The organism is Aureimonas populi (genome assembly GCF_017815515.1).
In the GTDB taxonomy this organism is placed as follows: Bacteria; Pseudomonadota; Alphaproteobacteria; order Rhizobiales; family Rhizobiaceae; genus Aureimonas; species Aureimonas populi.
Window position 1 is genome coordinate 2,830,814 of record NZ_CP072611.1, and the last position, 18,453, is coordinate 2,849,266.

Consider the following 18,453-nt stretch of genomic DNA (forward strand, 5'->3'; position numbering starts at 1 on the left):
CGCCTTCCCATCGAACGAAAAATGGCGGCCCATGGGCCGCCATTTTTCGTATTTATCGAAATTTCTCTTACTGCGCCTCGGCGTCCAGCGCCTGGCTCTGCGCTTCCTCGAAGCGCTGGCGGCGCTCAGCGGCCTGCTGTTGCAGCGCTTCGTTCAGCTGCTGCTGGCGCGCCTCGAGTTCGGGCTGCTCACGCGGCGGGCCGTCGAAGGCCTGGGTGAAGCCCACCAGCGTGACGTCGATCGGGTTCGTCTGCCGCTGGAAGTTTGTCGACGTGATCTTCAGCGTGCTGCCGCGCTTCATCGAATCGACCATCTGCTGGGTCAGCTCAACCTCCGCGATGCAGCGGTCGGGGAAGCATACGGAGAAGTTCAACGTCTGGGGCGCATTGGTGTCGACCTGAATCTGCACGCCGGCGGGAATGACGCGGCCGGTCGGCACCACGGCCTGCAGAACGCGCTGATTGACCTGCCCGGACACGTCGATAAGGTTGACCGCCGTGATGAGCTGCCTGGTGTCGGCGACGAGCGTGTACTGCGTGTTGCAGATGGTGTTCTCGCCCTGCGGCGCGCACACCTTGAACCACTCGGTCGGCACGGCCTGCGCGTTGCCCTGCGAAGGGACGCCCGCAGCGACGAGCGCGAGAAGACCGGCGGCGGCGAGACGGTCGACTTTGAGCGAACGGATTTTCACGGGACTCTCATCCTCTTGGGCGTTGTTCGGTCACGAAGATCAGGCTTCGCTTCCCCTTAGCGAGCTTGGCCGTGCTTAGCAAATACGGCTGTTTAAAGGCCCGGACGCAGGCTCGCGCGCGCTTTGCGGCGGTAGGCAGAAGGCGAGACATTCGATAGATTCGGCCCGATCCCATTTCGCTGGAGCCGTCCTGGATGCGAACGAACAGCCATTGGCATGCCCTCAAGCGCTGCGCGTGCGTGCCGGCCCTCGCCGCCGCCATGGCCTGGGGCGCCGTGCCGGGGTGGGCACAGCCGATGCACGGCATCGCCATGCATGGAGAGCCGGCCATGCCGGCGGGTTTCGACCATTTCCCCTTCGCCAATCCCGATGCGCCCAAGGGCGGCCGCATGGTCTACGGCGTGGCGGGCGATTTCGACAATCTGAACCCCGTCATCGTGCAAGGCGCGGCCACCACGGCGCGGGGCATCTTCTTCGATCCCGAATTCGGCAATCTCGTCTTCGAATCGCTGATGTTTCGTTCGCCGGATGAACCCTTCACGCTCTACGGCCTTGTGGCCGAAAGTGTGGAAACGGACGAGGATCGCACCTTCGTCGAGTTCCAGATCAATCCGTTGGCGAAGTTTTCGGACGGCATGCCGGTGCGCCCGGAAGACGTCATCTTCACCACGGACATGATGAAGCAGCCGGGCGTGGTGCGCCCGCACTACACCAATTGGCTTTCGCGCGTGGAAACCATCGAGAAGGTCGGAGAGCGCGGCGTGCGCTTCACCTTCAACGAGCAGGCTGACCGCGAACTGCCGCTGCTTCTCGCCGGCCTCCCGGTCCTGCCCGAGCACGGTTTCGAGCGCGAGACCTTCGGCCGCTCCACGCTGCGCCCGCTGGTCGGTTCTGGGCCCTACGAGATCGCTCAGGTGCAGGCAGGCCAGCGTATCGTCTACCGGCGCGATCCCGACTACTGGGGCCGCGATCTTCCGGTGAAGCAGGGCTTCGACAATTACGAGGAGATCGTCGTGGAGTATTTCCGCGACGTCAATTCCATGTTCGAAGCCTTCAAGCGCGGCATATTTCACATCTACCAGGAGCGCGATCCGCGCCAGTGGCAGATTTCATACGATTTCCCCGCCGTTGCGAACGGCGATGTCGTGAAGGAGACGTTCCAGACCGGCCGGCCGGCAGCCGTCACGGCGTTCTTCTTCAACACGCGTCGCGCCGTCTTCCAGAACCGCGAGGTGCGCTCGGCTGTCGCGAGCCTTTTCGACTTCGAATGGGCCAACGCCAACCTGCATCACGGCACCTATACGCGAACGGTCAGCTTCTTCGACAATTCGGAATTGTCGTCGGTCGGTCATGAGGCCGATGCGGCGGAACGCGCGTTCCTCGCCCGCTTCCCGGACGAAGTCCTGCCGGCGGCGATGGTCGGAGAACTGCGCCCGCCGGTGAGCGATGGATCGGGAAGCGATCGCACCGTCCTGCGCAAGGCGATGGAGATCTTGCGCGGCGCCGGTTATGCGATCGAAGGCGGCAGGATGGTCGGCCCGGATGGGAGGCCCCTCGCCTTCGAAATCCTCGTGCAGACGATGGAGCAGCAGCGCACCGCCCTCGCCTACGCACGAACCCTCGCGCGTATCGGCATCACCGCCAATGTGCGGCAGGTGGACGATTCCCAGTACCAGAAGCGCCGGCAGGAGTTCGACTACGACATGATCCTGTCGCAGCTCACCGGCTCGCTCTCGCCGGGCGCCGAGCAGGTGAACCGCTGGGGGTCGGCCTCGCGCGACGCGCCGGGTTCCTTCAACTTCGCCGGTGTGGCGAGCCCGGCGATCGACGCGGCGCTCCGGAACATCGTCCAGGCGCGCTCGCGCGAGGATTTCGTATCTGCCGTGCGTGCCTACGACCGCTTGTTGATCTCCGGCAGCTATGTCGTGCCGCTCTATCACGTGGCCGATCAGTGGCTGGCGCGGTGGAAGTTCATCCGGCATCCCGAGACGACGCCGCTCACCGGCTATTATCTGCCGGCCTTCTGGCGCGAGCCGCAAACCAACTGAAGGCGGCGTCAGGCCGCCTTCTTTTCCGCCTCCCCGGCAAAGCGCGCGAGCTGCGTGGCGATGGTCGCCGCGCCGTTCAGCCGCTTTTCCGGCGTCGCCCAGTCGCGCATGAGCACGATGGACTGGTCCGGCCGGATCTTCGCCGCCGCGCCCTGCTCGGCGATATAGCGCACCAGCGCGCCCGGATTGGCGAAGCTCTTGTCGCGGAACTGGATGACGATCCCCTTCGGCCCGCTGTCCAGCTTCTCGATGTTCGCCTTGCGGCATAGCGACTTGATGAAAACGACCTTGAGCAGGTGATCGACTTCCACCGGCATCGGGCCGAAGCGGTCGATCATCTCCGCGCCGAAGGCGTCGATCTCGCGGGCGTCGGCCAGGTCGGCGATCCGCCGGTATAGCGTCATGCGCAGGGAAAGGTCCGGCACGTAGCTTTCCGGGATCATCACGGCCGTGCCGAGGGAGATTTGCGGCGACCACGAACCGTCGCTCTCCGGCTCCACGCCCTTCATCTCGGCCACCGCCTCCTCCAGCATCTGCTGGTAGAGCTCGAATCCGACCTCCTTCACATGGCCACTCTGCTCCTCGCCCAGAATGTTGCCCGCGCCGCGCTGGTCGAGGTCATGGCTGGCGAGCTGGAAGCCGGCGCCCAGCGTGTCGAGCGATTGCAGCACCTTGAGCCGCCTGTCGGCGCCGGCTGTCGGCGTCTTGTTGGCCGGGATCGTCATCAGCGCATAGGCGCGCTGCTTGGAGCGGCCGACGCGGCCGCGAATCTGGTAGAGCTGGGCAAGGCCGAACATGTCGGCCCGGTGTACCACCAGCGTGTTCGCGCTGGGAATGTCCAGGCCCGATTCGACGATGGTGGTTGCCAGAAGCACATCGTACTGGCCTTCGTAGAAGGCGTTCATGATGTCGTCCAGCTCGCCGGCGGCCATCTGCCCGTGCGCCACGGCGACCTTGAGCTCGGGCACCTGCGCGTCGAGGAACTCCTTCACCGATGAGAGATCGGAAACACGCGGCACGACATAGAAGCTCTGGCCGCCGCGATAGCGCTCACGCAGCAGCGTTTCGCGCACCACCAACGGGTCGAAAGGCGCCACGAAGGTGCGCACCGCCATGCGGTCCACCGGCGCGGTGGTGATCAGCGAAAGCTCGCGCACGCCCGTCAGCGCTAGTTGCAGCGTGCGCGGAATGGGCGTGGCGGAGAGCGTCAGGACATGGATGTCCGACTTCAGCTCCTTCAGCCGCTCCTTGTGCTTCACGCCGAAATGCTGCTCCTCATCGATGACGAGAAGGCCGAGATTCTTGAAGTCGACGGCCTTTCCGAGAAGCGCGTGGGTTCCCACCACGATATCGACCGTCCCCTCTTTCAGCCCCTTCTTGGTGTCCGAAAGCTCCTTGCCGGTCACAAGGCGCGAGGCTTGCCGCACCACGAGGGGCAGGCCATGGAAGCGCTCGTTGAAGGTCTTGAAGTGCTGGCGGGCGAGTAGCGTCGTCGGCACCACCACGGCCACCTGCAGCCCGTTCATGGCGGCGATGAAGGCCGCGCGCAGCGCCACCTCCGTCTTGCCGAAACCGACATCGCCGCAGACCAGCCGGTCCATCGGCTTGCCGGCGGAGAGATCGTCCACCACCGCGTCGATGGCGTTCTGCTGCTCGTCCGTTTCCTCATAAGGAAAGCGCGCCTGGAACTCGCCCCACAGCCCCTCGGGCGGAAGCAGCTTGGGCGCGCCACGCATCTCGCGCTCGGCCGCGATGCGGATCAGCTCGCCCGCCATGTCGAGCAGGCGCTTCTTCAGCTTGGCCTTGCGCGCCTGCCAGGCACCGCCGCCCAGCTTGTCGAGCATGGCCTCCGAGCCTTCGCCCCCATAGCGCGAAAGCAGCTCGATGTTTTCCACCGGCAGGAAAAGGCGATCCTCGCCGGCATAGCGCAGTTCCAAGCAATCGTGCGGCGCGCCGGCGGCCTGGATGGTCTTGAGGCCGACGAAGCGGCCGATGCCATGATCGACATGGACGACGATGTCGCCTTCGTCGAGGCCCGATACCTCTGAGATGAAGTCGGCGCCCTTCTTGCGCCGCTTGCCGCGCCGCACCAGCCGATCGCCGAGGATATCCTGCTCGGCGACGACGACGAAGCGGTCGGTCTCGAAGCCGGCTTCGATGCCGAGCACGACGGTCGCCACCGTGTTCTTGCCAGCCTCCAGCGCCTTGGCGAAGGTCTCCGCGGGCTTGATGTTGCCGAGCCCGTGTTCCTCCACCACCTGCCGCAGGCGCTCGCGCGAGCCGTCCGTCCAGGCCGCGAGGATCACCTGCCGGCCCTTGGCCCGGATGTTCGAGATGTGATCGACCGCCGCGCGGAACACGTTGACGTCCCCGGCCTGCCGCTCGGCCGCGAAATTGCGCCCGCGCGTGAGGTCGAGGTTGACGACGCTTGCACCTGAGGCCGCGTCCGTCAGCGCGTAGGAGGACAGGCGGACCGGCTGCGCGCTGGCAAGCTGCCCGTTGAGCTCGTCCTCCGAGAGATAGAGCTCGTCCGGCTGGAGCGGGTTGTAGGGAATCGCTTCCCCCGCCCCGTCCGACCCGCGCTTGCGGGCCTCGAAATAGTCCTCGATCAGCTTGCGTCTCTCGCCCACCGCCTCGCCGACGAGGTGGTCGAGCACCATGGGGAAGCCGTCCGTGTAGTCGAACAGCGTCTCCAGCCGCTCGTAGAACAGGGGCAGCCAATGCTCCATGCCCGAGAAGCGCTGCCCTTCCGATATCGAGGCGTAGAGCGCGTCGTTGCGCGAGGGTGCGCCGAACCGCTTCACGTAATTCGTGCGGAAGCGGCTGATCGTGTCGTCCTTCAGCGTCACTTCGGAAACCGGCGCCAGCTCGAAGCTCTTTCGCGTGCCGGTGGTGCGCTGCGTTGCCGGATCGAAGGCGCGGATCGATTCCAGCGTGTCGCCGAAGAAGTCGAGCCGCACGGGCTCTTCCTCACCCGGCGCGAAGAGATCCAGAATGCCGCCGCGTACGGCGTATTCGCCCCGCTCGCGCACCGTGGTCACGCGCTCGAAGCCGCCGCGCGAGAGAACGCCGACGATGTGGTTCATCGCAATGCGCCCGCTCGTGCGGGCATGCACCGTCTCGTCCGCCAGCACCTGCGCGGGAGGCATCTTCTGTAGCAGCGCGTTGGCGGTGGTCAGGATCAGCGCGCGGTGCGGATCGCGCTTGAGCGCGGAGATCGCGGCCATAGCGGACAAGCGCCGTGCCGCCGCGCCGGAGGATGGGCCGACACGGTCATAGGGAAGGCAGTCCCAGGCCGGCAGGGACAAGACCGGCAGGTCGGGCGCGACGAAGCGCAGCGCATCCTCCAGCTCTCCCATGCGGTTTCCATCGCGCATCACGAAGACGAAGGGCGTCTTTCCGCCGCGATGGCGGGCGATCTCGGCCAGCAGAAACGGCTCGTAGCCGTCCAGCACGTTGCCGATGCGAAGCTCGCCGCCCCGCGACAGCGCCTTCTTGAGAGCCTCCGCCGCGCTCATGCCGCGCCTCCCGCGTGGAAGGAGCGGATGCGGCGGAAGATCGCCGTGTCGTAATTTCCGGGGGTCTCCTTCTCCCCCGTCAGCCAGGCGAAGACCTCGGGGTCGGGCGCGTCCATCAAATGCTCGTACTGCGTCAGCTCCTCGTCGCTCAACGCGTCGATATGGGCATCTGCAAAGCGGCCCAGCACGAGGTCCATCTCGCGCGTGCCTCGGTGCCAGGAGCGGAAGAGCGCTTTGCGCCGCCTGATGTCGAGGCCTTCAGAGGTGCGCGTGGTACCGGACATGAACATGAACCCGTCTAAGGATTTCGGCCGTCGAACCATGAAAGCCGCGGGCGGCCCTCGTGGCCGTCCGCGGTCGCTTGGTCATCGTCGTGCGCCCATATAGGCGGCCGGCGGCGTGCTGTCAGCCTTGCCCTTGCGGGCGAAGGCGATAAAGCATCGCACCATGCGTCCGTCCGTTCTCGATCCGCTCTTTGCCTCCGCCTCCAGCCTGCCCGGCGTCGGGCCGAAGGTCTGTGCGCTTCTCGATACTCTGCTGGTTCCGGCCGGCTCGGATGCGGGCCCGCGCGTGCGCGATCTCCTGTTCCATCTTCCGAGCGGGCTGGTGGACCGCCGGCGGCGCGAGGAGATCGCCACCGCGCCCGAAGGCGTGCTGGCGACGCTGAAGTTGCGCATCGACAGGCACCAGCCCGGCGCCACGAAGTCGCAGCCGGCGCGCGTCTTCGCCCGTGACGAGACGGGCGAGATCGCCCTCACCTATTTCCGGGCACAATCCGCATGGCTGGAGAAGCTTCTGCCGGTGGGCGAAACCATGATCGTCTCCGGCCGGGTCGAATGGTTCAACGGCCGCCCGCAAATGGTCCATCCCGAGTTCGTCGCATCCGAGGCGGAAGCCGAGGGCATGACGCTGGTCGAGCCGGTCTATCCTATGACCGCCGGCTTGTCCGCCAAGGTGTTGCGCAAGGCTGTTCATGCATCGCTCGAACGAATGTCGCCCTTGGCTGAATGGTCCGACCCAGACGTCGTTCGCCGCCACGGCTTCCCGGCCTTCGACAAGGCGCTGCGTGCCCTACACGATCCGCAGGATCCGCTCGACCTCGACGTGAACAATCCAGCCTATCGCCGTCTGGCCTATGACGAATTCCTTGCCAGCCAGCTCGCGCTCGCTCTCTCGCGCCAGCGGATGAAGCGCGCCCGGGGCCGCTCCTTGTCCGGTGACGGCGCGGCCCGTTCCGCCGTGCAGGCCACCCTGCCGTTCGAGCTGACCGAGGGCCAGAGGCAGGCCATAAATGAAATCCTGAACGACATGGCGCAGGAGGACCGGATGCTGCGCCTCCTTCAAGGGGACGTGGGTGCAGGCAAGACCGTCGTCGCCCTCATGGCGATGGCGGCGGCGAAGGAGGCGGGAGCGCAATCCGCGCTTCTCGCGCCGACGGAGATTCTGGCGCGCCAGCATTACGCGGGGCTGGCGCGCTGGTGCGAGGCAGCCGGCCTTTCCATCGCGCTCCTGACGGGGCGCGACAATGGCAAGGCCCGCGCGGAGAAGCTGCGGCGGATCGCCGGGGGTGAGGTCGATATTGTCGTCGGCACCCACGCCTTGTTCCAGGAGGATGTCGAGTATCACGACCTTGGCCTCGTGGTCGTGGACGAGCAGCACCGGTTCGGCGTCCACCAGCGCCTCAGCCTCACCCGCAAGGGCCGCGCGCCGGACCTGCTCGTCATGACGGCGACCCCCATTCCCCGCACGCTGGTGCTCGCTGCTTTCGGCGACATGGACGTGTCCCGCCTCACGGGCAAGCCGGCCGGCCGAAAGCCCATCGCCACGGTCGCCGTTCCGATGGAGCGGATCGGCGAGGTGGTGGAGCGGGCGCGCAAGGCCATCGAGGCCGGCGAAAAGCTCTATTGGGTTTGCCCTCTCGTGGAGGAATCGGAGAAGAGCGACTTGACCGCCGCGCAGGAGCGCCATGACCACCTGCGGCAGGTGCTGGGCGATGTGGTCGGCCTCGTCCACGGCCGGATGAGCGGCGAGGAGAAGGATGCCGCGATGGCCGACTTCAAGTCCGGCCGCACGCGCCTCGTCGTCGCCACCACCGTCATCGAGGTCGGTGTGGACGTGCCGGACGCCTCCATCATCGTTATCGAGCACGCCGAACGCTTCGGCCTGTCGCAACTGCACCAGTTGCGCGGGCGCGTGGGGCGCGGCGACAGGCCATCCTCCTGCGTGCTGCTCTATCGCAGCCCGCTGGGGGAAACAGCGAAGGCGCGGCTGGCCGTGATCCGCGAAAGCGAGGACGGGTTCCGCATCGCCGAGGAGGATCTGAATCTTCGCGGCGAAGGCGACCTTCTGGGGACGCGCCAGTCGGGTCTCAGAAGCTTCCGCATCGCGAAGCTGGAGGAGCACGGAGACCTGATGGAGATCGCGCGTGACGACGCGCGCCTTGTCCTGACTCGTGACCCCGAGCTGAAGAGCGAGCGCGGCGAGGCGCTGCGCACGCTCCTCTATCTCTTCGGCAAGGACGAGGCGGTCCGCCTCCTGCGCGCCGGATGAGCTACTCGACCGTGACGGACTTGGCCAGATTGCGCGGCTGATCGACATCCGTGCCCATGTGGACGGCGGTGTGGTAGGCCAGCAGCTGCAGCGGCACCGAGTAGACGATGGGCGTCAGGATCTCGGGCATGTTCGGCAGGACGATCGTCTCGGCCGCATCCACGGCACCGGAGGCCGCGCCCTTCTCGTCGGTGATCAGGATGATCTTGCCGCCGCGCGCGGCGACCTCCTGCATGTTGGACACCGTCTTCTCGAAAACGCGGTCATGGGGCGCGATGACGACGACCGGCATCGTCTCGTCGATCAAGGCTATCGGCCCATGTTTCAGCTCGCCTGCCGCGTAACCCTCCGCATGGATGTAGCTGATTTCCTTCAGCTTGAGCGCGCCTTCCATCGCCAGAGGGTAGGAGAAGCCCCGGCCGAGGAACAGCGCATGGCGATGGTTCGCCATATCGTGCGCGAGTTCCTCGATGCGCTCCTCCAGATGCAGCGCGGCGTTGATCATTCGCGGTGCCTCGGCCAACGCGCCGGTCAGTTCCAGCTCCTCCTCCGCCGAAACGGCGCCCCGGTCGACCCCCGCGCGCACCGACAGGGCCGCGAGCGCCGTGAGCTGGCAGGTGAAGGCCTTGGTGGAGGCTACGCCGATCTCCGGCCCTGCCAGCGTCGGTAAGAGGAGATCGCTTTCGCGCGCGATGGTGGATTCGGGCACGTTGACGATGGAGGCGGTCTTCAGCCCCTGCGCCTTGGCGTAGCGCAGCGAGGCGAGCGTGTCGGCCGTCTCGCCGGATTGTGAGACGAACAGCGCGAGATCGACATCGCCCAGCGGGCTCTCGCGATAGCGGAACTCGGAAGCCACATCGAGGTCGCAGGCGATGCGCGCATAGCGCTCGAAATAGTAGCGCCCCACCGTGCCCGCGTAGAAACCTGTGCCGCAGGCCGAGATCGCCATGCGGCGCACGGAGGAGAAGTCGAGCGGCTGGCCTTGGGGAATCTTCGTGCGCCCGGTCGTCATGTCCACGAAGGCGCCGAGCGTATGGCCCACCACCTCGGGCTGCTCGTAGATCTCCTTCTGCATGAAGTGGCGGTGGTTGCCCTTGTCCACGTAGAAGGCCTTGCCGACCGCCTGGCGCAGTGGGCGCACCACTTCGTTGCCGTCAAAATCGTAGATCGCCGCCCGGCCGTGATCGAGGATCACGCTATCGCCGTCCTCCAGATAGCGCACGGCGTCGGTGAAGGGCGAAAGGGCGATGGCGTCGGAGCCGAGGAACATCTCGTCCTTGCCCTCCCCGACGGCCAGCGGGCTGCCCTTGCGCGCGCCGATCAGCAGTCCCTCCTCGTCCTTGAAGAGGAAAGCGAGGGAAAACGCCCCCTCCAGCCGCTTCAGGGTCGCCGCCACGGCCTCGCGCGGCGCGGCGCCGCGGTCCATCTCGCGCGTTACATGGACCGCGACGGTCTCGGTATCCGTATCGCTCTCGAAGGCGTAGCCCTCGGCCGAAAGTTCGGCGCGCAGCTCCCGGAAGTTCTCGATGATGCCGTTGTGAACGACTGCCACCCGTGCTGTCGCATGGGGGTGGGCGTTGCGCGTGGTCGGCGCGCCATGCGTGGCCCAGCGGGTGTGACCGATGCCGATGGTGCCCGGCAAGGGGTTCTCGGCCAGATGCCGTTCCAGATTGGCCAGCTTGCCCTCGGCACGGCGGCGGCCAAGCGCACCGCCCTCCAGTGTCGCGATGCCGGCGGAATCGTAGCCGCGATATTCAAGCCGCTTCAACGCATCGACGAGCCTGGAAGAAACCGGCTCGCGGCTGATGATTCCGATGATTCCGCACATGGAGGTAGCCCCGGCAATAAAGTGCAAAGTCCGCCGCTCGGGCGGACGACCGGCACGCTTAGAGCATGAAAGCCCTGAGCGCCGATCATAGATTTTGATGACGAAAGATTACGCGCGCGTTGAGCCGGTCAGGAAGGCTTCGCCCTCTTCGCCGCCGCGTTCCGCTCGCGGATCATCTTCCCTCGGCCCTCCTTCGTCACCTGCCGTCCGCGCCCGATGGCGAGCGCGTCGCCGGGCACGTCCTCTGTGAGGACGCTGCCCGAGGCGACATAGGCTCCGTTCCCGATGGCGATCGGCGCGACGAGGGAGGAGTTCGACCCGACGAAGACATCTTCGCCGATCTCGGTACGGTGTTTCAGCGCGCCGTCGTAATTGCAGGTGATGGTTCCCGCCCCGATATTGGCGCGGGCCCCCACATGCGCGTCGCCGATATAGGTGAGGTGGTTCACCTTCGCCTCTTCCTCGATAACAGCGTTCTTGGTCTCGCAGAAATTCCCGACCTTCGAGCCGGTGCCCAGCACCGTGCCCGGCCGCAGCCGCGCGAAGGGGCCGACGGAAACCTTCCCGCCTACCTCAGCGCCTTCCAGATGCGAGAAGGCGTGGATCGTCGCCCCCCCGGCCACATGCACGCCGGGTCCGAAGACGACGTTCGGCTCCACCATCACGTCGGGTTCGAGAACCGTGTCGTGCGAAAGGAAGACGCTTTGCGGCGCGATCATCGTGACGCCGGACAGCATCATTTCGCGCCGCCGCCTCTCCTGCCAGAGCGCTTCGACGGCCGAGAGCTCCAGCCGTGTGTTGACCCCCAGAAGCTCATCCTCGCTTGCCTCCACCGCCCGCACCGCAAGGCCGGCCTCCCGCGCCTTCTCCACGATGTCGGTCAGGTAGAATTCGCCCTTGGCGTTGTCGTTGCCGATCTGGTCCAGAAGCGCCAGCGCACGGGCGCCCTGCAATGCCATCACCCCGCCATTGCAGAACTCGACCGCACGCTCCTCCGCGCTGGCGTCCTTCTCCTCGCGGATCGCGATCAGAGCGCCGTTCTCGACGAGCAGGCGCCCGTAGCCTGCAGGGCTCTTCGTGCGAAAGCCCACGACGCAGACCGCCGCCCCGTTCGCCAGTTCGGCGCGCGCGCGCCGCAAGGTCTCGGCCGTGAGAAGCGGGGTGTCGCCGAACAGCACCAGCACGTCGTCGAACCCGCGCTCCAGCGCGTGCCGCGCAGCCAGGACGGCATGGGCGGTGCCGAGGCGCTCGGCCTGCAGGTGAACGGAGACGGAGGGCGAGCGCGCCCGCACGGCTTGCTCCACCGCCTGCGCCTCACGCCCTGTCACTAGCGCGATGTGGGAGGAGCCGGCGGCCCGGGCAGCCTCCGCCGCATGGCAGACGAGCGGCAATCCTGCCACTTCGTGCAGAACCTTGGCGCGGGAGGACTTCATGCGCGTGCCCTCACCGGCGGCGAGAACGATAGACAGGCAGGTGCGCGTCATCAGATGCGGTCCGTTGTTCAAAATCTGTCAGCCGATGGCCTGGAAGGCCGGAAAGGTTTCCAGAAGCCAGAAGGAGAAGGTCTGGATTCCGCCCGTCAGGAAGAGGATGCCTGTGACGACGAGAAGGCCGCCCATCGCCTTCTCCACCGTGCCGAAATGCGCACGCAGGCGGGACGCGCCTCTCAGGAAGGCGCCGGAAAAGGCGGCGGCCAGAATGAACGGAACGCCGAGGCCGGCCGAATAGAAGGCCAGCATCGTAGCGCCCTCGCCCACCGTCTGTTGCGTGCCGGCAAGGCCGAGAATCGCGCCGAGGACGGGGCCGATACAGGGTGTCCAGCCGAAGGCGAAGGCCAGGCCCATGAGATAGGCGCCCAGCAGGCTGCGCGGCCTGTCCGGCGCGGTGAAGCGGAATTCGCGCGCCAGGAACGGCAGGCGGAAGAGCCCGAGGAAGCTCAGCCCCATGACGATGATGCCGAGCCCTGCGACGACACCCAGCCAATGCATGTTCTGCCGAAGCACCTGCCCGATCGTGGAAGCGCCCGCCCCCAGCGCGACGAACACGGTGGAGAAGCCCAGAACGAAGATCATCGCCGTGGCGACCACCCGCGTGTAACCGGCAGACGGCATGGCACGCCCGGCGCGCAGTTCATCGGCCGAAACGCCGGCCATGTAGCAGAGATAGGGCGGGACCAGCGGCAGGACGCAGGGCGACAGAAAGGACAGCGCCCCGGCGAAGACCGCCGTCGGATAGGAGAGTTCGGAGATCAATTCGCCGTCCTTTCCGATCGCGGCCCACCATCGCCGCCCTTCTATCGCGCGGCTTGGCCGACCGCAAATGCGCTCGCGCCCCTCTCCGGATTGACCCCGCGCGGCCCGGACAATATGGTCCGCCGGAATCGCCCGGGGCTCGACGCACCGCTGCGATGAGCGCGTAGCTCAGTTGGTAGAGCAACGGACTTTTAATCTGTAGGTCCTGGGTTCGAGCCCCAGCGCGCTCACCAATGATCCGGGGCCTGAAATGCGCTTGCGTCCGACCGTGCAGGCGATTTCATCGGGCTATTAACCTTCGCATAAGCCAGGCATGATGTCCTGCGACGATGGTCGTTGGGCGGAGGCAGGGGTGCGATGCGGTTTCGTGATCTGGCCGCGACGACCTCTATTCTCACTCTTCTGGCGTCGATGACGCCGGCAAGCGCCGCCGAGCCCTTCGCGATGCTGCCGGAGGATGTGGAACAGGCGAACGGGCCGTTCCAGATGCAGGCTTCCGATCTCGTCTATTCCGGCTCCGAGCGTGCCGATGGCGCCGAGATCACGCGCAACACCGGCGAAAGCGTGACCTTCACGGACGATGCCTCGGCGGCCGACGCGCGGATCGTCGTCAACGATGGCGGCTCCGCGCGCTTCGCGGGACGGGCCGCCGGCGAAAACGCAGTGCTGACCAACAATGCGCAGACCTCCTTCGAGGACGCATCGAACGCGGGCTCCGCGCGAATCGTCAACAACGGCTCGGGCGACCTCAGTTTTGCCGGGCAGGCCAGCGCAGGCGGCGCCGAGATCGAGAACAACGGAGCACTCCGCTTCTCCGATAGGAGTAGCGCAGGCACGGCCGGCCTTATCAACAATGAATCCGGCACGGTCGTCTTCACGGACGAGGCCGGCGGCGGCGATGGCGGCCTCCTGAACAATAGCGGTGCGGTGCGGTTCGAGGCGCGCGCGCAGGCCGGAAGCCGCTTCATCGCCAACAACGAAACCGGGCAAGTCACCTTCGCCGACGAGAGCGGCGCCGGCGCGGCCGTCATCGCCAATAGCGGCGGCGTGGACTTCACCGGGCAGGCCTCGCTTGGCGAAGGCCAGATCGTCGGCAATGCCGGCTCGAGCGTCCGCTTCACCGACGATTCATCGGCGGGGGCGGGCCGGATCGCACATGCGGGACAACTGACGTTCGACGGCCGCTCGACGGCCGCGACCGCCCTGATCGAGACGCAGACGGGCGGCGCCACCTATTTCGCTCAAGAGGCCTCCGGCGGCCTCGCCGAAATGCGCCTCCAGGACGATGCCGTTCTCGATTTCTCCGCCCTGACGAGCGGCGCGACGAGCGTCGGCTCCCTCCTCGGCACGGGGAGGGTCTTTCTCGGCGGTCTTGCGCTCACCGTCGGCGGCAACGGGCTGATGACCACCGTCGGCGGCCTTGCGGACGGTGGCGTTGCGGGCGGAACCGGCGGGTCGTTGGTCAAGGTCGGGGACCAGATCCTGCGGCTGGAGGGCGAGAACAGCTATACGGGCCCGACCCGTGTCGCCGCCGGAACCCTTCAGGCGGCTTCCGCGAACGCGTTCGCCCCCCTCTCGGCCGTCACCGTCGCCTCCGGCGCGCTCCTCGACGTCGCCGGCTTCGACCAAACGATCGGCTCGCTGGCCGGCGAGGGCGCGGTCGATCTGGCGTCGAACACCCTGACACTGGGCGGCGATGGACGCTCGAGCGAATTTGCCGGCACCTTCGCCGGCGCGGGTGGCTTCGCCAAGGTCGGAGGCGGTGTCTTCCGCGTGACGGGCGCCAGCGCGATCTTCGGTCCCAGCAGCGTTCAGGACGGCACGCTCCTCCTCGACGGCGGGCTGTCTCTCGCCCCAATCGCGGTGTTCGGCACCGGCACGATCGCGGGGGCGGGCCGGGCCGGCTCCCTCACGGTCGCGGATGGCGGAACCCTTCTTGCTGACGGGCCTTCGCTGAGCATCGCTGGCAATCTGACGCTTGGCGCCGGGGCGCTTCACAGCGTGGTCCTGTCGGATACGCTCGCGCCGCTGGCCGTCGATGGAGCTGTCCTCATCGAGGACGCAAGCCGCCTTCGCATCCTCGCCGCGCAGTCCTTCGAGGCGTTTCGCGCCTACACGCTCGTCGAGGCGGCGGGCGGCCTGACGGGCCAGTATGGCGCGGTGGAATCCGACTTCGCCTTTCTCGCGCCTGAACTCTCCTACGATGCGAACCGCGTGCTGATCGCACTGGAGCGCAACGAGGTGCCCTTCTCGGAAGCCGTGGGCACGCCCAATGGACGCGGGGTCGCGGGCGTTCTCGACAGGCCGGCTCCCGGCACGCCGCTCTACGACGCGCTGGTTCGGCTGGATCGCTCCGGCGCGGCCGCAGCCTTCGATTGGCTCTCCGGCGAGGTGCACGCCTCGATCGGGACCGGCCTGATCGAGGATACGCGGCACATTCGGAAGGCGGCGGACGAGCGGCTTCGTGCGGCTCGTTCCATGCCCGAGATCGCTTTCGCCACCTCCGGGCCGGATCGAGGCGCCGCGCGGGCCGTCGGCGGCGCAGGCGCGTGGATGTCCGGCTTCGGCTCCTGGGGCGAGAGTGATGGAGACGGCAAGGCCGCCTCGCTCGCCCGCGATACGGCCGGGCTCCTTCTTGGCGCGGACGCCTTGATCGCGGATATGGCGCGCGTCGGCCTTTTGGCCGGTTACAGCCGCTCGGCCTACGATCTGGACGAGCGCGCCTCCTCGGCGGATGTCGAAAGTGTCCATGTCGGCGCCTATGCCGGCACGCAGCTCGCCGGCTTCAACCTGCGGGGCGGCGCGGCCTATGGCTGGCACGAGATCGAGGCAGCCCGCTCGGTCGCCTTCGCGCACTTTACCGATACGCTTTTTGCCGACTACGGCGCCCGGACGGCCCAGCTCTTCGGAGAACTGGGCTATGGGCTGGCGCTGGGGGCGGCGGAGATCGAGCCCTTCGCCGGCCTTGCCTATGTGCACCTGGATATGGATGGCTGGGCTGAAAGCGGCGGCGCAGCGGCCCTCGCCGCGCCGGGCGCGCGGCACGATGCAACCCTGTCGACCCTTGGCCTGCGCGCCTCGTCGCGCATGTTCGTCGGCGGCCTCGATGTCACGACGAAGGGTATGCTGGGATGGCGGCGTGTCCTTGCCGGCGAGGCACTCACGGCGCGTCCCGCCTTCGCCGGCAGCGATGCCTTTATCGTATCCGGCGTTCCCGTCTCCAGGAATTCCGCTGTCGTCGAACTGGGCCTGGATGTCGGCTTGTCGCCGAATGCGGAGCTCAGCCTCAACTATATCGGGCAGTTCGGCAGCGGTTCCACCGACAACGGCATCAACGCCGGCTTCTCCTATCGTTTCTGATCCCGCAGCCCGTCCGTTCTCGCATGTCTTGCCGGGGCGTCGGTGGATTTCGGGCCGATAAGCGCCTTGGCCCCGGATCGCTTGCGGCAGTGGTGCGTTCAAACCACGTTGGAAATACGGAAAGAGCCCCAGATGGAATCGAGCAAGGCGCGCCTGCGCGACACGCCCCGGCAGCGGCGCACGCCCCTTTGGGCCATTGCCATCATGGGGATCGGCACCCTTTCGCGCTTCGGGCGACGGGACAGCGGGGGCGAGGAAAGCGCCGAGGTGCAGGACGGTACGAGCGCCGGTTCGCAGGCCGCACGCGGACGTGAGGCTGGCGCGCCCTCCGAAATGACGGCGCGCGGATGGAAGGACATCCTGCTTCGAACCTATAGCGAGTTCAACGACGACCGGCTGATGCTGGTCGCGGCCGGGCTGACCTTCTACGTCCTGCTGGCGATCTTCCCCGCGATCTCCGCGCTCGTCTCCATCTATGGAATCTTTGCGGACCCCGCGACCGTCAGCGAACATCTGGACGTTCTGGACGGCGTCGTCCCCGGAGGCGGCATGGACATCCTCGCCGAGACGATGAGCCGGCTGGCCGCTCAGGGTCGCACCACGCTGGGCTTCGGGCTCGTCTTCGGCCTTGGCATCGCGCTGTGGAGCGCGAATGCCGGAATGAAGTCGCTCTTCGACGCGCTCAATATCGTCTATGGCGAAACCGAGAAGCGAAGCTTCGTGAAGCTCACGCTCATCAGCCTGCTCTTCACCCTGTCGACGCTGATCTTCATCATCGTGGCGCTTGGCGCGGTCGTCGTCCTGCCCGTCGCGCTGAACTTCTTCGGGCTCGGCGTTGTCGAGGAATGGCTGCTGCTCCTGCGCTGGCCGATCCTGCTCGTGGTCGTCAGCGTCGGCATCTCCATCATCTTCCGCTACGGGCCGAGCCGGGAAAAGGCCAAGTGGCGTTGGGTCAACTGGGGCTCAGCTCTCGCCGCGCTGCTCTGGGTGATCGTGTCGATCCTGTTCTCCTGGTATGTCGAGAATTTCGGCAGCTATGACGAGACCTACGGCTCGCTCGGCGCGGCGGTCGGCTTCATGACATGGATCTGGATTTCCTCGATGGTCATCCTGCTCGGCGCGGAACTGAATGCCGAGCTGGAGCACCAGACTGCGAAGGATACGACCACCGAGCCCAACCAGCCGATGGGCCAACGCGGAGCCCGCATGGCCGACTCGCTCGGCAAGCAGACCGGCTGATGGCCGCTCCCCACATCAACAGAGACCGGAGGCGCCAGGCGTGCCAGAGTTGCAGGACATCGTTGCGCAGATCGTGGAGGAAGTGCGCGCCGAGAAGGACCACGGGACGGCATCGGATGCGCTTCCCCAACTGGCGGGGGCCGATCTGGACAAGGTCGGCCTGGCCGTCGTGACTGCGGATTGCGAAGTCGCAGTGGCGGGTGATGCCGACGAGCCCTTCTCCCTCCAGAGCATCTCGAAAGTGTTTTCGCTCACATTGGCGCTGGAGGCCTACGGTGAGGACGTGTGGAAGCGGGTGGGGCGCGAGCCGTCCGGCGACCCGTTCAACTCGATCATCGATCTCGAGCGGCACGAAGGCTTTCCGCGCAACCCCTTCATCAATGCCGGGGCGCTGGTCGTGGTCGATCTCCTCCTGGACAGGGCCGAGGGCGACGAGGCCGATCTCGTACGGTCCCTCCTCGTCCGACTGGCTGGGGACGAGAATGTTCGCATCGATGAGGAGATCGCGAGTTCGGACGCCTCGTCATCCTACACCAACCAGGCGCTGGCGAATTTCGCCAAGTCGTTCGGCAACCTCAATCATTCGGTGGACAGCGTCATCGAAGCCTATACGCGCCAGTGCTCGCTCTCGCTGTCCTCTCGTGATCTGGCGAAGGCCGGGCGGTTTCTCATGAACAATGGCGCGGACCCGGAGGCGGGCACCATCCTGGCCGATGGCCATAGCGCACGACAGATCGCTTCCCTCATGATGACCTGCGGGCAGTATGACGGTTCGGGCGAGTTCGCGGCCCGGGTCGGCCTGCCGGCCAAGAGCGGCATCGCGGGCGGCATCCTGGCCGTCGCGCCCCGCATGGCGTCGATCGCCGTCTGGTCGCCCGGACTCGACAAGAACGGCAATTCGATGCTGGGAACGCTGGCACTGGCCAAGCTTTCGCAGCGAACCGGATGGTCGGTTTTCGGTTAGGGG

General features: G+C 66.6%; 10 protein-coding genes, 1 tRNA gene and 1 pseudogene. 6 read left to right on the top strand and 6 right to left on the bottom strand.

Annotation, left to right across the window (positions count from 1 at the left end):
• Positions 1–67: 67 nt before the first annotated feature.
• The gene (locus J7654_RS13365; RefSeq protein ID WP_245195500.1) at positions 68–691 is read right to left on the bottom strand and encodes an invasion associated locus B family protein; all 624 of its coding nucleotides are present in this window, start codon (positions 689–691) and stop codon (positions 68–70) included.
• 260 nt (positions 692–951) lie between these two features.
• Between J7654_RS13365 and J7654_RS13370 the strand changes: the two genes are divergently transcribed.
• Positions 952–2,739: an extracellular solute-binding protein gene (locus J7654_RS13370; RefSeq protein ID WP_245195777.1), complete on the top strand. Its 1,788-nt coding sequence runs from the start codon at positions 952–954 to the stop codon at positions 2,737–2,739.
• 8 nt (positions 2,740–2,747) lie between these two features.
• Here J7654_RS13370 and mfd read toward each other — a convergent pair.
• Together mfd and J7654_RS13380 are read right to left on the bottom strand one after the other, a co-directional pair.
• A pseudogene (mfd, locus tag J7654_RS13375) lies at positions 2,748–5,804 on the bottom strand (transcription-repair coupling factor); the annotation flags it as partial.
• 449 nt (positions 5,805–6,253) lie between these two features.
• The gene (locus tag J7654_RS13380) at positions 6,254–6,541 is read right to left on the bottom strand and encodes an FAD assembly factor SdhE (RefSeq protein WP_209736388.1); all 288 of its coding nucleotides are present in this window, start codon (positions 6,539–6,541) and stop codon (positions 6,254–6,256) included.
• 163 nt (positions 6,542–6,704) lie between these two features.
• Between J7654_RS13380 and recG the strand changes: the two genes are divergently transcribed.
• Entirely contained in the window at positions 6,705–8,807 is a 2,103-nt protein-coding gene (recG, locus tag J7654_RS13385) for an ATP-dependent DNA helicase RecG (RefSeq protein ID WP_209736389.1), read from the top strand.
• A gap of 1 nt (position 8,808) precedes the next feature.
• Here the strand turns inward: recG and glmS are convergent, their stop codons facing one another.
• From glmS to J7654_RS13400, 3 genes are all read right to left on the bottom strand, one after another.
• A complete protein-coding gene (gene glmS / locus J7654_RS13390; RefSeq protein WP_209736390.1) occupies positions 8,809–10,635 on the bottom strand; it encodes a glutamine--fructose-6-phosphate transaminase (isomerizing) in 1,827 nt (608 codons plus the stop codon).
• A 128-nt stretch (positions 10,636–10,763) separates the two neighbouring features.
• Positions 10,764–12,122 carry a bifunctional UDP-N-acetylglucosamine diphosphorylase/glucosamine-1-phosphate N-acetyltransferase GlmU gene (glmU, locus tag J7654_RS13395; RefSeq protein WP_209740549.1) on the bottom strand — a complete coding sequence of 453 codons (1,359 nt, stop codon included), beginning with the start codon at positions 12,120–12,122 and terminating at the stop codon, positions 10,764–10,766.
• A gap of 24 nt (positions 12,123–12,146) precedes the next feature.
• Positions 12,147–12,884 carry a cytochrome c biogenesis CcdA family protein gene (locus tag J7654_RS13400; RefSeq protein WP_209740550.1) on the bottom strand — a complete coding sequence of 246 codons (738 nt, stop codon included), beginning with the start codon at positions 12,882–12,884 and terminating at the stop codon, positions 12,147–12,149.
• Positions 12,885–13,044: 160 nt separating this feature from the next.
• On the opposite strand from J7654_RS13400, the gene J7654_RS13405 reads away from it, so the two are divergent.
• The 4 genes from J7654_RS13405 (at position 13,045) to J7654_RS13420 (ending at position 18,450) form a co-directional block, all read left to right on the top strand.
• Positions 13,045–13,120: transfer RNA gene (locus J7654_RS13405), tRNA-Lys, on the top strand.
• A gap of 124 nt (positions 13,121–13,244) precedes the next feature.
• Positions 13,245–16,247 (top strand): autotransporter outer membrane beta-barrel domain-containing protein, encoded by a 3,003-nt coding sequence (locus J7654_RS13410; RefSeq protein ID WP_209736391.1) that lies wholly within the window; start codon positions 13,245–13,247, stop codon positions 16,245–16,247.
• 132 nt (positions 16,248–16,379) lie between these two features.
• Positions 16,380–17,486: a YihY/virulence factor BrkB family protein gene (locus J7654_RS13415; RefSeq protein ID WP_209736392.1), complete on the top strand. Its 1,107-nt coding sequence runs from the start codon at positions 16,380–16,382 to the stop codon at positions 17,484–17,486.
• A 40-nt stretch (positions 17,487–17,526) separates the two neighbouring features.
• On the top strand, positions 17,527–18,450 hold the full coding sequence (locus tag J7654_RS13420; protein WP_209736393.1) for a glutaminase: 924 nt from the start codon (positions 17,527–17,529) through the stop codon (positions 18,448–18,450).
• The last annotated feature ends 3 nt before the right edge of the window (positions 18,451–18,453 follow it).